At 54.1% G+C, this 13621-nt stretch carries 13 protein-coding genes and 1 tRNA gene; 7 read left to right on the top strand and 7 right to left on the bottom strand.

Going from position 1 to position 13621, the window contains the following annotated elements:
• The first annotated feature begins 69 nt into the window (after positions 1-69).
• Both tmk and DTL42_RS09800 read left to right on the top strand, forming a co-directional pair.
• Positions 70-711: a dTMP kinase gene (gene tmk, locus DTL42_RS09805; RefSeq protein ID WP_114368551.1), complete on the top strand. Its 642-nt coding sequence runs from the start codon at positions 70-72 to the stop codon at positions 709-711.
• Complete coding sequence (locus tag DTL42_RS09800; RefSeq protein ID WP_114368550.1) at positions 708-1775, top strand: ATP-binding protein; 1068 nt, start codon at positions 708-710, stop codon at positions 1773-1775. The genes tmk and DTL42_RS09800 overlap by 4 nt, the downstream gene beginning before the upstream one ends.
• Positions 1776-1798: 23 nt before the next feature.
• Here DTL42_RS09800 and DTL42_RS09795 read toward each other — a convergent pair whose 3' ends face one another.
• The 3 genes from DTL42_RS09795 to rplM all read right to left on the bottom strand — a co-directional run bounded on the left by DTL42_RS09795 (position 1799) and on the right by rplM (position 3444).
• The gene (locus DTL42_RS09795) at positions 1799-2290 is read right to left on the bottom strand and encodes a hypothetical protein (protein ID WP_114368549.1); all 492 of its coding nucleotides are present in this window, start codon (positions 2288-2290) and stop codon (positions 1799-1801) included.
• A gap of 106 nt (positions 2291-2396) precedes the next feature.
• Positions 2397-2900: a 30S ribosomal protein S9 gene (gene rpsI, locus DTL42_RS09790; protein WP_105354135.1), complete on the bottom strand. Its 504-nt coding sequence runs from the start codon at positions 2898-2900 to the stop codon at positions 2397-2399.
• Positions 2901-2982: 82 nt separating this feature from the next.
• A complete protein-coding gene (gene rplM, locus DTL42_RS09785; RefSeq protein WP_114368548.1) occupies positions 2983-3444 on the bottom strand; it encodes a 50S ribosomal protein L13 in 462 nt (153 codons plus the stop codon).
• 497 nt (positions 3445-3941) lie between these two features.
• Between rplM and DTL42_RS09780 the strand changes: the two genes are divergently transcribed.
• The 3 genes from DTL42_RS09780 to DTL42_RS09770 all read left to right on the top strand — a co-directional run bounded on the left by DTL42_RS09780 (position 3942) and on the right by DTL42_RS09770 (position 7113).
• Positions 3942-5159: an NAD(P) transhydrogenase subunit alpha gene (locus tag DTL42_RS09780; protein WP_114368547.1), complete on the top strand. Its 1218-nt coding sequence runs from the start codon at positions 3942-3944 to the stop codon at positions 5157-5159.
• Entirely contained in the window at positions 5149-5625 is a 477-nt protein-coding gene (locus DTL42_RS26735) for an NAD(P) transhydrogenase subunit alpha (protein WP_234824149.1), read from the top strand. The genes DTL42_RS09780 and DTL42_RS26735 overlap by 11 nt, the downstream gene beginning before the upstream one ends.
• 81 nt (positions 5626-5706) lie before the next feature.
• Positions 5707-7113: an NAD(P)(+) transhydrogenase (Re/Si-specific) subunit beta gene (locus DTL42_RS09770; RefSeq protein ID WP_114368546.1), complete on the top strand. Its 1407-nt coding sequence runs from the start codon at positions 5707-5709 to the stop codon at positions 7111-7113.
• A 19-nt stretch (positions 7114-7132) separates the two neighbouring features.
• On the opposite strand, the gene DTL42_RS09765 is transcribed toward DTL42_RS09770, so the two are convergent.
• Positions 7133-7636: a hypothetical protein gene (locus DTL42_RS09765; protein ID WP_114368545.1), complete on the bottom strand. Its 504-nt coding sequence runs from the start codon at positions 7634-7636 to the stop codon at positions 7133-7135.
• Positions 7637-7989: 353 nt separating this feature from the next.
• Between DTL42_RS09765 and DTL42_RS09760 the strand changes: the two genes are divergently transcribed.
• Both DTL42_RS09760 and DTL42_RS09755 read left to right on the top strand, forming a co-directional pair.
• Positions 7990-9561 (top strand): PP2C family protein-serine/threonine phosphatase, encoded by a 1572-nt coding sequence (locus tag DTL42_RS09760; RefSeq protein WP_114368544.1) that lies wholly within the window; start codon positions 7990-7992, stop codon positions 9559-9561.
• A 94-nt stretch (positions 9562-9655) separates the two neighbouring features.
• Positions 9656-9741, top strand: a tRNA-Leu gene (locus tag DTL42_RS09755).
• A 70-nt stretch (positions 9742-9811) separates the two neighbouring features.
• Here DTL42_RS09755 and DTL42_RS09750 read toward each other — a convergent pair.
• From DTL42_RS09750 to DTL42_RS09735, 3 genes are all read right to left on the bottom strand, one after another.
• Positions 9812-10063, bottom strand: a complete 252-nt coding sequence (locus DTL42_RS09750; RefSeq protein ID WP_114368543.1) for a hypothetical protein — start codon at positions 10061-10063, stop codon at positions 9812-9814.
• A gap of 140 nt (positions 10064-10203) precedes the next feature.
• Positions 10204-12486 carry a serine/threonine-protein kinase gene (locus tag DTL42_RS09745; protein ID WP_114368542.1) on the bottom strand — a complete coding sequence of 761 codons (2283 nt, stop codon included), beginning with the start codon at positions 12484-12486 and terminating at the stop codon, positions 10204-10206.
• 324 nt (positions 12487-12810) lie between these two features.
• On the bottom strand, positions 12811-13410 hold the full coding sequence (locus DTL42_RS09735; RefSeq protein WP_114368540.1) for an RNA polymerase sigma factor: 600 nt from the start codon (positions 13408-13410) through the stop codon (positions 12811-12813).
• Positions 13411-13621 lie beyond the last annotated feature (211 nt).

Here is a 13621-nt window from a genome sequence, read left to right as displayed (position 1 = left end):
TGTGATCAATAAATCGAATCTTCGTTTCTATCCTTTGCCGTCCGGCTTGGCTCCTTTACAATCCGAGGCATGACCCAAACCAATGCAGTACGCCCATTATTCCTCTCCTTCGATGGTATCGATGGTGCAGGCAAATCGACGCAGCGCGACCTGTTGACCCAGTGGCTTGGCGAGCAAGGACACGATGTGGTCCTGTGCCGTGATCCTGGTACGACCGAGGCTGGAGAGCGCGTGCGCGACTTGCTGCTGCATCGTAAAGAGCTTGATCTGCATCCGCGAACCGAAATGCTTTTGTACATGGCAGCCCGGGCTCAATTGGTGGACGATGTCGTTCGTCCGGCCATAGCGGCTGGCAAGACGGTTTTGTGCGATCGTTACCTATTGGCGAATATCGCTTACCAAGGGCATGCCTCCGGACTCGAGCTAGAAGACGTACGTAGCGTTGGCAAAGTGGCCGTCGACCACGTAATGCCCGATCTGACCATCCTGTTAGATCTTCCTGAAGACGTTGCTTTCCCTCGCCTGGGTAAGAATCTCGACCGAATGGAAGCCAAAGGGGTGGCCTTTATGCACCGCGTGCGAGAAGGTTTCCTCAAAGAAGCCGAAGTCTACCCGCACGTGGTGGTGGTCGATGCTGCCCAATCGATTGATGCAATCCAAACAGCCATCCGCTCGGCGGTTACAAAGCGGCTAAAGGAGTTGGCTCGATGAATTGGGACGACATCTTGGGGCACGATCGAATTCGCGAGATGTTCGCTACGGCCCTCAGTAAGAATCGTCTCGCCAGCACGTTTCTGTTTGTGGGGCCTGCCTCGATTGGCAAGCGAAAATTTGCTTTGATGCTGGCCAAAACGCTCCTTTGCCAGAACGTTCCCGCCTATCACATGCGCCCCTGCGGTAATTGCGAAGACTGCAAACAGGTCGACGCCCTGACGCACCCAGACTTGCTGACCGTCTCGCGTCCGAAAGACAAAACCCGCATTCCGATCGAACTGCTGATTGGCGACGGGCAGCATCGCATGGAAGCTGGCCTTTGCCACGACATTGCCATGCGTCCTTTTCGCGGACAACGCAAAGTCGCCATCCTGGACGATGCTGACGATCTGAACCAGGAAGGGGCGAACTGCCTGCTGAAAACGCTAGAAGAACCCCCTGCCGATAGCGTCATCATCTTGATTAGTCAAAGCGAACAGCGTCAGCTTCCGACAATTCGCTCACGCTGCCAGATCCTCCGTTTCGCTCCCCTTCCCGACGATGTGGTAGCCAAGCTGTTGCTCGATTTAGAATGGGTCAGCGACGAAGCAGCCGCCCAAAAGCTGGCCCAGCAAAGCAAAGGAAGCCTGGCCCGTGCCGATCAGCTTCGCGATGATAGCCTGCAAGGGATTGCTGAGGTTCTGTTGAGCAGTCTGGCCAAACGCGACTTTCACAGTGTGCAATTGGCCAAAGATATTGCCGACTACCTTCAGAAAATGGGAGACGACGCCCCGAAAAAGCGCGAAGCGTTGTCTCACCTAATCGAGCTGGCCGCCGACTTTTATCGCAACCAGCTTATTCCCCTGTCATTGGCAGCCAGCCAAGAGGCTTCGCAAGACCCAGCACTACGAACGGCCGCCATGGCGATTCCTGCCGGCCTGGATGGAGCCGCCGCCTGCTTACAGCGCTGCTCCGAAGCCGAAATTCAACTCGACGCGAATGCGAATATCGCTACGCTAGTCGAAAGCTGGCTAGACGACCTAGCTACGGCAGCCCGGCTTGGGTATATCGAGACCTTCTAACGACCTGACAAACCCCAGGCGACTCAGTACGGCCAGAATTCATCTTCGCCAGGCCCAACCAACTGAACGCCATCTGGCTGCACGTCGCTACCAATAAATAGGCAGCCGCAAAGATGGCAGAACACGTAACCGTCACCCGTAGACTCGCAATCTTTTTCCTCCAACGCCCCATGACAGTCCGGGCAATGAAAAGGATGCGGAGTCACTTGCAGAATTTCCAACGCATCGGTCACGCAAAGCACGCCAAAGCAATTCGTACAATACGAGAACCCAGGGTCGCTAACAACAATCAAACGCCAGCATCGTGGGCAAGTCTGAGGCCTAGAAACCTCCTCGTCATCTTCGACATAGGGAGGAAGCGGTGGAAAAATCACGTATCGTTCCACCCATTCAACAACCGCGTATGGCATTTCGAGAACCTGGTACCGCTTTTCTTCGATTCGTGAACATTCGCTTAAGCCGGTTCCCCGATACCTAATCCGCCCAAGACCATCCCGATCGAATTGAATTGCCATAACCGAGCACCTCCCGCAAAGAGCCACGAAGATCACACAGCGCACGCAAAAAGAGCCTCGTCCGCAGACAAGGCTCTCTTCGATGTTCCAATTGTCGTCTCGGCGATTAACGCTTCGAGAACTGAGTACCGCGACGGGCACCGTGCAGACCGTACTTCTTACGTTCCTTCATACGGCTATCGCGGGTCAGGTGACCATTGTCTTTCAGCTGGTGACCAACTTCCGGATCCATGCTCAGCAGCGCACGGCCCAAGCCCATGCGGCAAGCACCTGACTGGCCGGTCGGACCACCACCGGTGACCAGGATACGGACGTCAACCTTGCTGTCGTAACCGCTATCGCGAAGCGGAGCCATGACAGCGTTCTGGTCTTGTTCGTGCGGGAAGTATTCGTTCAGTTCACGATCGTTGATCACGATCTTACCGGAACCCGGCTTGATACGAACGCGAGCGACGCTCGACTTACGACGCCCCGTGCCGAGGTGCTCACCCGTCTTGGGGTCAGTCTTCTCAATGTGCTTAACCGGTGCCGGCTCGGCCACTTCGGTGGTGGTGGTTTCCACGGCAACTTCTGCTTGCACGTCTTCGGTTTGAGGATCCGCAGTCGACATAACTTGCTAACTCTATTGACCAGAAATGTTCGGGGAGAAATCAAAAACAGGGTCGCGATTCATCCAACCGCGACCGCCAGGACTAGTCGCGTTTCTTCTGGCGAACCTGTCCCAGGCCTTCCAGCTTCTCTGGATTCTGGGCCTGATGATTGTGATCGGGACCGACAAAGATCTTCAGCTTGCTGAGCATCTTCGTGGCGAGCTTGTTCTTGGGAAGCATACGGCGAACGGCTTCACGCAAGATTTCGTCTGGATGCGATTCCAAACGTTCTGCAGCCGATTCGCTACGCTGACGCGTGTAACCGGTGTACCAGGTATAACGCTTCTTTTCCCATTTGGTGCCGCTGAACTTCACTTTTTCAGCGTTGACGACAATGACGAAGTCGCCGGTGTCGACGTGCGGGGTGTAGGTGGGGCGATGCTTGCCCATCAGACGCACGGCGATGTCGCTGGCCAAACGTCCGACGATTTGATCTTCGCCGTCGACGAGCCACCATTTCTGCTCGACTTGTCCAGGTTTGGCTGAGAATGTTTTGGTCGTCATCGTTTTGTTAATTTCACTACTGGGGCTCAAGCCGGCCTCCTGCTTGCCGCTGAAGAAGCTTGAACCACAAAAACCGCGTGGCTTTCGTAACCTAAGTCCCCGCAAGGTTTTACACGCCCTATTGGCATGCTGGGGGAAATTAGAAACACGTATCTTACCGCGAGGCCGGTAACCTCACAAGGGTCCAAACCTAGAAATTGGCACTCACCTTGGGGATTGTTGCCTTGCTCGACTCTTCTGGCTGTTTCTCAATAGATTAATAGAGGAACCAGAGGGGGTTTATCTGGCATTGCCGCTAAACTTTTCCACTTACCCTAACACGTATCCTTGAGCCAGCTGCTGAACACGCTTCTCAAGGCGGAATCGCTATGGGACAATTTCCCTTCACCATCACACCTTGTGGAAAGCCCCCGGACAAAAGGCCCTCAGCAAGAGGGCACGGCTTGCCATGAATGCACAACTTGTCAGACATCCCAAGCCCCCCGGAGACGCCCATCATGATTGTTGGTGTCGTACGCGAAAATTTCCCCGGTGAAAAGCGAGTCGCCCTGGTCCCGGCGTCGATTCCCCCCCTCACCAAAGCAGGAGCCACCGTCCTTATCGAACAAGGAGCTGGCATCGCGGCCGGATTCCCCGATCAATTTTACCTCGACAAAGGGGCCCAACTGGTCGGTTCTCGCCAGGAAGCTTTCGAGAAAGCAGACATTCTCTTCCAGGTTCGTGGCTACGGTGCCAATCCAGAAGCAGGCAAGGCCGATCTCGATTGGATGAAGCCCAATCAAGTCGTCGTCGGCATGTGGGACCCGCTCGGCAATCTGTCGGCTCTTTCAGAAGTGGCCGATCGCCAGGTAAATATGTTTGCCCTGGAAATGATCCCCCGGATTACCCGGGCTCAAAGCATGGACGTTCTCTCGTCCCAGGCCACTATCGCTGGATACCGTGCGGTACTTCTGGCGGCTGTCCACCTTCCGAAGATGTACCCCATGTTAATGACAGCGGCGGGCACTCTCTCGCCGGCTAAGGTGTTTGTGATTGGGGCTGGCGTGGCTGGCCTGCAGGCGATTGCCACCGCCAAACGCTTAGGTGCGGTCGTCACGGCTTACGATGTTCGCCCTGAAGCGGCCGAACAAATTGAAAGCCTGGGGGCCAAAGCGGCCCAATTCCAACTGGCTGCAGAAGGCGCTCAAGACAAAGGTGGCTATGCCAAAGATCTCGGGGAAGAGTTCTACCAAAAGCAACGCGAATTCATGGGAGAAATCTGTGCTGACAACGACGTGGTAATTACCACGGCCGCCATCCCAGGTCGCAAATCCCCGCTACTGGTTACCACCGAAGGGATTAAACGCATGGCCCCCGGCAGTATCGCCATCGACCTGGCAGCCGAACGAGGTGGCAACATCGAACCAAGCCAAGCCAACCAGCAGATCGACCTGGAGGGAATCACGATCTTTGGTCCAACCAATTTACCGTCAGAGATTCCTAACCATGCCAGTCAGATGTTCTCGAACAATATCACGAAGTTTCTTCTGAACATGGTGCAGGACAACCAACTTCACCTGAACATGGACGACGCCATTGTCTCCGGTACGATTGCCACTCAAGGAGGCGAGGTGGTCAACAACCGGCTAAGAGAAATGCTGGGCTTGGAACCGATTTCACCTTCCCCAGCCACGGAACCCCAAACCGGTAAAAAGGAGACACCAAGTGATTCGTAAGCTGCTATTACTGCTTGTCGCGTTCACGCTGGTTGGCGTCTATTCGCCAGCGACCAGTTTCGCTCAAACCGAAAAGGAAGCGGCGAGCCCGGCTGCTGACACGCCTAAAGTCGAAAGAGAATTGACTTCGCCGCAACAGCCCGCTCCGCCCGAAGAAGAAGCGACATCCCCAAAGTTCAGCAAATGGACTGCCCTGGTCGCTAGTCTCACGATTTTCGTCCTCGCAGTTTTTGTAGGCTTTGAAATCATCACCAAAGTTCCGCCCACACTGCATACCCCGCTAATGTCTGGCTCGAACGCGATTTCCGGCATTGCCATCGTCGGTGCTTTGCTGGCCACGGCGTTAGGGGCGAACTGGTTTGCCTCGCTGCTGGGCTTTCTAGCAATCATCATGGCCACGGTAAATGTGGTTGGCGGATACATGGTTACCAACCGCATGCTATCGATGTTCAAAGCGAAGCGGTAAGAGAGAAGCGAGATCGCGTGTCACGGCTCGAAACGAAGCCGAGTCCGTGCAGTCGCAAGCAAGCAACCAGAAGGAGCAACCATGTTCGACTCGCAAATTATCGTCAACCTCACTTATCTGGTCGCTGCGGTCTTATTCATCGTTGGGCTGAAGATGATGGCCCATCCGCGCAGTGCCGTGCGAGGCAATCTAATTAGCAGTATCGCCATGCTGCTGGCCGTGTTAATCACTGCATATCAGATTCTGGCCGACGGCGATGCCACTTGGTCTGGCTGGCTGTTGATTGGCCTCGGCTTGGCAATTGGGGGTGCCATCGGAGCCGTCATGGCCATCAAGGTCGAGATGACCCAGATGCCGCAATTGGTGGCCCTGTTCAACGGCCTGGGTGGTGCGGCCTCTGTCTTCGTCGCTGGGGCAGAATTAGTGGGCATTACCGACACGACCGCAACCCCCGATGTGATGCTGGCGATCGGCCTATCGGGCTTAATCGGCACCGTCACATTCTGGGGCTCGCTCGTTGCCTTTGGCAAGCTACAAGAGATTGATTTGTTCGAACGTCCGCTCCCAATCGCTTATCCCCAAGCAATCAACGCCCTGATCTCGGTCGCCGCGATATTAATGCTAATTGTGATGGCCACCGCAGGCGTGGGCTGGCCTTACCTGGCAATCGTAGTGCTGGCCACGGTTCTGGGCTTTACCTTAGTAATGCCGATTGGCGGGGCTGATATGCCGGTGGTGATCGCCCTGCTGAACAGCTACTCCGGGCTGGCTGCCGCAGCTACGGGGTTTGTGATTGAAAACAACGTGCTGATCATCTCTGGCTCGCTCGTTGGCGCGTCAGGGATCATTCTTACGCAAATCATGTGCAAAGCGATGAACCGATCGCTAGTTAATGTCCTGTTTGGCACCATGCAATCGTCCAGTGGCCCGGCTGGCTCCGATGACGAAATCTACGCCAATGTTCGTTCGACATCAGCCGAAGACATTGCGATGATTCTCGATACGGCCCAACGCGTGGTCTTTGTGCCTGGTTATGGTCTCGCCGTCGCCCAGGCCCAACATGCCGTGCGTGACCTGGCAAACCTACTACGCGACAAAGGCGTTGAAGTCGAGTACGCGATTCACCCGGTGGCCGGACGAATGCCAGGTCACATGAACGTGTTACTCGCGGAAGCAGACGTTCCGTACGAACAGCTTAAGGAAATGGACGAAATCAATCCAACCTTAGGTCAGGTCGACGTAGCCATCGTGATTGGGGCCAACGACGTGGTGAACCCGCTAGCCAATACCGATCCCAACAGCCCAATCAGCGGGATGCCAATCATCGAAGTCAACAAGGCCCGCACCGTCATTGTCATTAAACGCAGTCTCAGCCCTGGCTTCGCGAAAATCCCCAACCCGCTTTTCGCCGCTGATAACACGCTCATGTTCTTCTCCGATGGGAAGAAGGCGGTGCTCGATATTGTGAGCGCCGTGAAAGAGCAGTAATCATTCGCGGGCTCACATTTTACCCCGCAGCTTGCAGCAAAAAGTCTTCTTCAGCCCACAGGGGTGGTAATACCTCTTCCACTCCTTCAATCACGCCCCATTGATCGCCGTACCACCGTTCGACGGTAAGCCATTCGTCGGCGTGAACCTCTCCGAGGCAGGCCAACCAGCGGCCTGGGTGCGAACCTTCGATGGCTGCCACGCGGCGACATGCTTCGACACAGCGGTTGGTCAAACGACTTTCTTCACAGTACTGCCCCCACGTCACAACGCCCACGGTCGACTTTACCGAGAAACGAAATAAGCCGTCGCACAACAGCTCGGTCATCTCGCGAGTTCCCAGCAATCGATGCTGCGTGGCTGGGCGTTGCACGGCACAATTGACCGATGACTCCCAAAAATCGTTCGTCGAAAACCAAACTGCAGACAGCCCTCCCTGAGCCCACGAAGCAACATGCGGTTCGAGAACACCGCGGTTGAAAATGGCATCGATATGACGTCCGGTAGTGTAATGCCAGAACATGGCTTATCTCCCTAATGAGCAATTTCCAAAAGCACTGTTCTGATGTTCAGTGATCTACGGGACACGTTTGGTCATCGCGATTCACGGCTTGCAAGAAAGTTTCAAAAAATGCCTAGCGTTTTTGGGCCGTGCAAGCCGCACTGCTTATGCAAAAGGCATTACCGGAACGGGAGTCTGAGAAACTAGCGAGACTGGCTAATGTGTAACGCCTTGTGTGACGATTCCCACTACTAGCGGCGAAGGATGCCGTTACGACGAGACATTCCGGCAAGTGGATTTGCCATGAAGGCTTCTCGCTTGATGGTCACGGACGAAGCATAGCTCACAAACGACTTCAGTACGTGGCCACTTCCATGCCCCGACCGATTCCCGATTATTTGCGAGTCCATCGCGAAGAGTCCCCTGTCAGTGAAACCGCGAAGCAGGAAGCCTATCCTGGGCTGACACAAATCTCCCAGGCCTTAGCCAACCTAACCGGTTTTCGCTTGGCCCTTCGTGAAGAACGTCAACCTAACAAGGGGAAACGTATGTCACAGCAACAAGTGACACGGGGCGGCAATACCGCACGCATCGAACTGCACGCAGCCGAAAAGCAAGCGTCCTCCGCTGCCAGTGACGCCCTGACTGCCGAAAGCATGGGCGGAGTCGCTGGCGGACTCGAATTTTTGCTGGCAGAAATCGACCGCTTACGGATCACGCTGCGGAAGCAAGAAGCGGAACTAGCGACGCATATTCCCGTGATTGCCAATCCTTCTATCGAAGACTTGGCCGAACGCCTGGAAGCGGCCCTCGCCTCAGCCGTCGATGTAACCGGTGCCGACGCGGCTGGCCTCTATGTATTAGACGACGCGACCAGCCAGCTCAAACTTCGCGCTTCCCACAACTTGCCCGCAACACGCTTGCTCGATCCGCCGCGTCCCTTAGAAGGAAGCCTGGCCGACCTGGAAGCGTTATCTGGCCATGCCGTGGTCCTGGAAGATACTAAACTATTGCCCCACTGGCCCTGCCCAGAAGAAGCCCCTTCGGCGGTTTGCATTCCGATTTCAACCTCCACGACTCCCCTGGGAACGTTGTGGGTCTACTCACAAACATCGCGAGATTTTAGCTTGCGAGAGACGAACCTCTTAGAAATCATCGCAGGCAAACTAGCAGTCGATTTGGAACGAGATCAACTCATTTCTGAACGACGGACCACGCAAAAGCTTGCTCGCCAAAAAAACCAAATTGCTGATCGTCAAAAGGCACAACTCCCCAACGTGAAACCGCTGGTCGACGGCTGGGACGTTTCGGCCTGGACGCAACAAGGAAACGACATGGGAGGCGACTTCCATGATTGGGCCGTAATCGAAGATGGCAAGCTGGCAATTTTTGTTGGCGATGCCATGGACGACAATTTCGACGCCGTGATGACCTCGACCAGCTTGGCCACGGCCGTCAAAGCAAATTGTCGCATCGCACACAACGCAGAAATGATGCTCGACCGCGTCAACCGAACTTTCTGGGAAGCGTCGGCAGGCGACCACTTTGCTTCGTTGGCTTACGCAATTTTCGATCCTATGCTCGGCACCATGGAAGCCGGATCGTGCGGGCATGTTCAAGGGTTTGCCTTCAAACACAATTCCGTGAAGCCCCTCTGGAACCCATCTTGGCCACTGGGTAGCAGTCCGGAAGTTGAACCGCAACTAGCCACCGCTATGCTTCAGCCCGGCGAAACGCTGGCGTTGCTCTCCTCAGGGCTCTCCGAGACGCTCGAAGAACTAGACGGCAAGAACTGGCAAGCCAAATTCTGCGACCTAATCGTGCGGCACATGGACCTTCCGACCGATCGCATCATGCGTGCCGTACAAGAACGCCTAAACTCTGCTGCTATCAGGATTAACGCCGACAAGACATTGGTTCTGGTGAAGCGAAAAAACGATCACTAACCAGCGCGAACTTCGCCAGGGACCGGCGTGTCCCCCACTTGACCTTTCGAGTGTTTCACGTAGACTGTTTAGCTTGATCCGATGCCAATATTGTGGGCTCGTGGCGGAATTGGCAGACGCGCTAGGTTGAGGGCCTAGTGTCCGCTTTAGGACGTGCTGGTTCGACTCCAGTCGGGCCCACTTTTTTAGGGTTTGCGTTCTCTTTAGTCGCAAACCCTTTTTCATGCGCGGCTGCAAACAAGAGAAGCCACTAGGCCGACGCGCCGGTTTTTATAACCGCTTGCACATATTTCGCGACCTGATCAGGCTGCACCCCAGCATGGGTTGCGATGTCGCGAGCGATCTTCTCGAAATCTTGGCCTGCTTTCAAACGCGTCAGAATGATAGGCAAGTAAGACTCGACCTGCTTTACCATGCTCTTCGTTAGCGGCCCCGAATCAGAAAACTTCGGAGCTTGTCCCTTCTTCGCTTTTTTGAGGGGAGGAAGCTTGAAATCGGCCATGAGAAAAACATTCCATAAATACCAGCGGAAGAACCAATTTACGTATTCTAACACGCCTCACCCAGATTTCACCGGGCAAAATTCCTGACGCATCTGCTGGCGTCCGATTTCTGATCGCGGCCTGGGGCCAGTCGCCAGGCTTACGGCTTTGAATCTCGAAGTTGCTGGACAGCCTCTTGGATTCTTCGAGCAGGTACGACAAAAGATTCCACTTTCCCTTCGCCTTTATTACACAGCACAATTCCTGCCAGCTGACCTTCTTTGAACACAACCGTGCCTGGTGGCAAATTGGCATCCACGACTACCAGGTCACGATATTCTTCCATTTCGTTTCGTTGTTGGGAAACAACACGATACATCCAGGCGTTTTGCTTGGTTACTATTGCTGCGTCCGAGAGGATAATCATCCGCGAGCCTGGCTGGACAACCGACACTTTGTCTCCCACACGAAGCGTGGCAATTTCCCCGAGGGGAAAATCACTGAGCTGCTCTGCGGTATGATAAAAAAACAACTCCTTCGTTGAACCACGGGGAAAATAAGTTGCTTCTACCGGCGAGTTTCCAGGAGCATCAATAAAAACCTGATCGGTCGCACGGGGCAACTCCTTCGGAGCGGAGACCGCAAGCCTAGAAGTAATAGCCAACGTTCCACTTTCTGTACCAACGAGAATCGCTGGCACTTTCCGCCGTGCCTTGTCCTGAAAGAAAACCAACTCCAACGCCGCCAACGCTTTCTCTGCCTCGCTCGAAGGAGCCGCTAAATGAATGGTCGGACGAGGCTTGGGACGCTGCTGCCGAGCTATCACTCTTTGAATGACCTCCTCCTGCCACTGCTTTACCTTGGCTTCAGACCAAAGATTGATATTCCAAACAGACCACACTCCATTGAGGCGATTTAGCTCAATGACAAAATGGCACCTCTCACCAAGACGGTCCTCCCCTTCTTGAAATCGCATCTCTGCGGGTGACTTCATCGAGTTAAAAACCGCGACCGCTCGATCGGACTCCACAATCACCTTGGGATGATGCGGCGAAAGACTTGATATCGTTTTTGCAACATGGCTCACCCATCCTGTGCTATCTGACGGCATAGCATTTTGCTTGGCTAAGTGCCGTTTTATATTGGGGATATTCTGTTCATAAATTGCCTGGTAGACCGCTTCCGCGACTTCGGTTGCCGTCATTTGCTTCGCTTCGATCGCCCGCATCCAACGGAAATCTCCGAGTGCAGGCAAATTGGGTGAGCTGCCATCGTCTTTCCCCTGACGTGCAGTTCTTGCTCCGCGAATTTCGCCACTGACGACTCGTAACGAAAGCTTCCCACGGGCTCCTTTTTCATTTCTCCAAGGCCCGATGTAACGCTGCTGAATGCGAGACCATTCTATGGTGAACGTTCCCTTGGCTTGAGAATCCTTTTCAACGAATGTGCCGCGTAGGTTATCGAACTCATCTCGTTGCAGTGAGATGTTTCCCCAGCTCTCGCCGTTCCAGTTTCCCTCAATGGGATCGGCAGGCTCACTGGCCGCTTGCCATGCAAATGCGCCGCCACCGAAAAGGGTAGCCAGAAGAATCCCCCATATACCAACCCGAAACATTCCAGCGGAAAGCCAGCGGGACTTTGGCAGAAGCTCGCTGGGAATCTCGGCATGATTCGGTTGCTGCAAATGGGCCAGGCACTGCTCAAGCAAATTTGCCACTTCGTCAGCGGATTGAAAACGATCCTCTGGCTGTTTTGCCATTAACTTATCGATCAATGTCTGCAGCCAGACCAGTAGCTTCGAATTAACTTCTTTAAGCCGCTTTGAATCTTGTTCGTTAATCAGCCTCAATACTCCCAGCGATGTTTCGGCTTGGAAGGGTGGATTTCCCGTGGCCATGGCATAGAGCAACCCACCGAGACTGAACAAGTCGCTTCGCTGATCAACCGCTTCACCGCGGGACTGTTCCGGCGACATATATTGAGGCGTTCCGGCAAGAAAACCGCTGCACGTTAGCGAAGCATCGTCGACAGCACGGGCCAGGCCAAAATCGGTAAGCAAAGCCCGTTCAACCGTGCCATCCAGCAAAATATTCGATGGTTTGACATCTCGGTGAACAAGCCCTTGAGCATGTGCTGCTGCCAAGCCTCGCTCGGCTTGCAAACCAATTCGCAAAATCTCTTTTAATTCCAGCGGGCCCTCTTGGTTCAATCGCTTCTGCAGACTTTGCCCAGAAATATACTGCGAAACCAAATAGGGAATTCCCTGCCACTGATCGACACCATAAATGGGCAGGACATGATCGTTCACGACAGCTGCTGCCGCCCGTGCTTCTCGCGCAAATCTTTTTCGAGCTGCGGCGGAAGCAGCAAGATGAGGAAGCATCACCTTAAGCGAGACAAAACGGTTCAGGCTACGATCGAAACTCTTGAAAACCGTTCCCATGCCCCCCCTGCCCTAACAAGCCCACAATTTCGTACGGGCCTATACGTCCCAGAAAATCAGGATCATCGGTCGGCCCGAGAAGTTCCAACCAAGCAACATTTGGAGGTTCATTGCCTGATACTTCCGCTTGATTATTTTCTGCCGAACGCAGAGACCTCTCGGCTTCCCCCCACCAAAGCGAATCCCCTATTTGGTTTTCCAGCTTTGCCCGACAATGATCACAAGCAGATAAATGCTGCTCAGCCTCACTCAGTAGACTAGGCTCCATTTGACCTGCCAGCAAAACGTGAATCTCTTCCACACCGAGGCAAACTGACGTGCTCATTAGCCATTCCACATTTCAGAAACTTCGTTGACCTTTTCCTTGATCCGCTGCATCACACGACAACGGGCGATATAAACCGCCCCAGCCGATTTACCTACCTGGCCGGCGACTTCGGCAACAGGACGCCCTTTGATCGCCGTCTCCTGAAACATAAACCAGGTAGGTTCATTAAATTCACCTTCGATTTGCTCCGTAGCCCAGCGAAAGGCCTGCAAGCGACTTTCACGAAGTAGATCTTCTTCACTTGCCGAATCGGCAGGCCAATCATTCAGCAAGTCATTGACCGTGGTAGAACCAGCAGCCTGGTCCGGTTTTGCTCGCGCAAGCGCATTAAGAATCGCGTTTTTAGCGATGCGACCAAGCCAGTTCCGAAACGCAGGCCCACTTGCAGTTGGCTTCCAATCTGCCAAGGAACCGGCAAGAGAGACAAAGACTCGCTGAACAAGATCCTCAACATCTGCATGTTGGAGGCCTTTTGCCTTTGCAAGGCGATAGATCACCGGACGATAAATGGCCATGAACTGATTCCAGGCCATTTCATCCTGCGGATCCTTTACACGACAAATCAGACTTTCGCTGGTTTCCGGCCACAGGCTCATGGGTTCCTCCAATAGAGTTCACCCAGGATGCCGGATAATCTTTCAAGTCGCCAGCTAAAAATGTAGAAATCAGTTGAGCGACAAGCGCATAAAAAAAGCCTCTCAGATCGTAAGACCTGAGAGGCTTTTCATATAAATAAGGTAGTGACTTGCTTGAGTGATTGGTGGATGTCCCACTTTTGGGTTCGTTGGGTTCGTGAAAACCACTTGA

Origin of the sequence: Bremerella cremea, assembly GCF_003335505.1 — a bacterium.
GTDB lineage: Bacteria > Planctomycetota > Planctomycetia > Pirellulales > Pirellulaceae > Bremerella > Bremerella cremea_A.
This window is presented reverse-complemented; position numbering and strand designations above follow the sequence as displayed.

Coding starts and splice junctions, on each gene's coding strand:
- tmk (WP_114368551.1), top strand. CDS start 70: ATGACCCAAACCAATGCAGTACGCCCATTATTCCTCTCCTTCGATGGT.
- DTL42_RS09760 (WP_114368544.1), top strand. CDS start 7,990: ATGCCCCGACCGATTCCCGATTATTTGCGAGTCCATCGCGAAGAGTCC.
- rpsI (WP_105354135.1), bottom strand. CDS start 2,900: ATGTCGACTGCGGATCCTCAAACCGAAGACGTGCAAGCAGAAGTTGCC.
- DTL42_RS09770 (WP_114368546.1), top strand. CDS start 5,707: ATGTTCGACTCGCAAATTATCGTCAACCTCACTTATCTGGTCGCTGCG.
- DTL42_RS09765 (WP_114368545.1), bottom strand. CDS start 7,636: ATGTTCTGGCATTACACTACCGGACGTCATATCGATGCCATTTTCAAC.
- DTL42_RS09795 (WP_114368549.1), bottom strand. CDS start 2,290: ATGGCAATTCAATTCGATCGGGATGGTCTTGGGCGGATTAGGTATCGG.
- DTL42_RS09800 (WP_114368550.1), top strand. CDS start 708: ATGAATTGGGACGACATCTTGGGGCACGATCGAATTCGCGAGATGTTC.
- rplM (WP_114368548.1), bottom strand. CDS start 3,444: ATGACGACCAAAACATTCTCAGCCAAACCTGGACAAGTCGAGCAGAAA.
- DTL42_RS09750 (WP_114368543.1), bottom strand. CDS start 10,063: ATGGCCGATTTCAAGCTTCCTCCCCTCAAAAAAGCGAAGAAGGGACAA.
- DTL42_RS09735 (WP_114368540.1), bottom strand. CDS start 13,410: ATGAGCCTGTGGCCGGAAACCAGCGAAAGTCTGATTTGTCGTGTAAAG.
- DTL42_RS09745 (WP_114368542.1), bottom strand. CDS start 12,486: ATGGGAACGGTTTTCAAGAGTTTCGATCGTAGCCTGAACCGTTTTGTC.
- DTL42_RS09780 (WP_114368547.1), top strand. CDS start 3,942: ATGATTGTTGGTGTCGTACGCGAAAATTTCCCCGGTGAAAAGCGAGTC.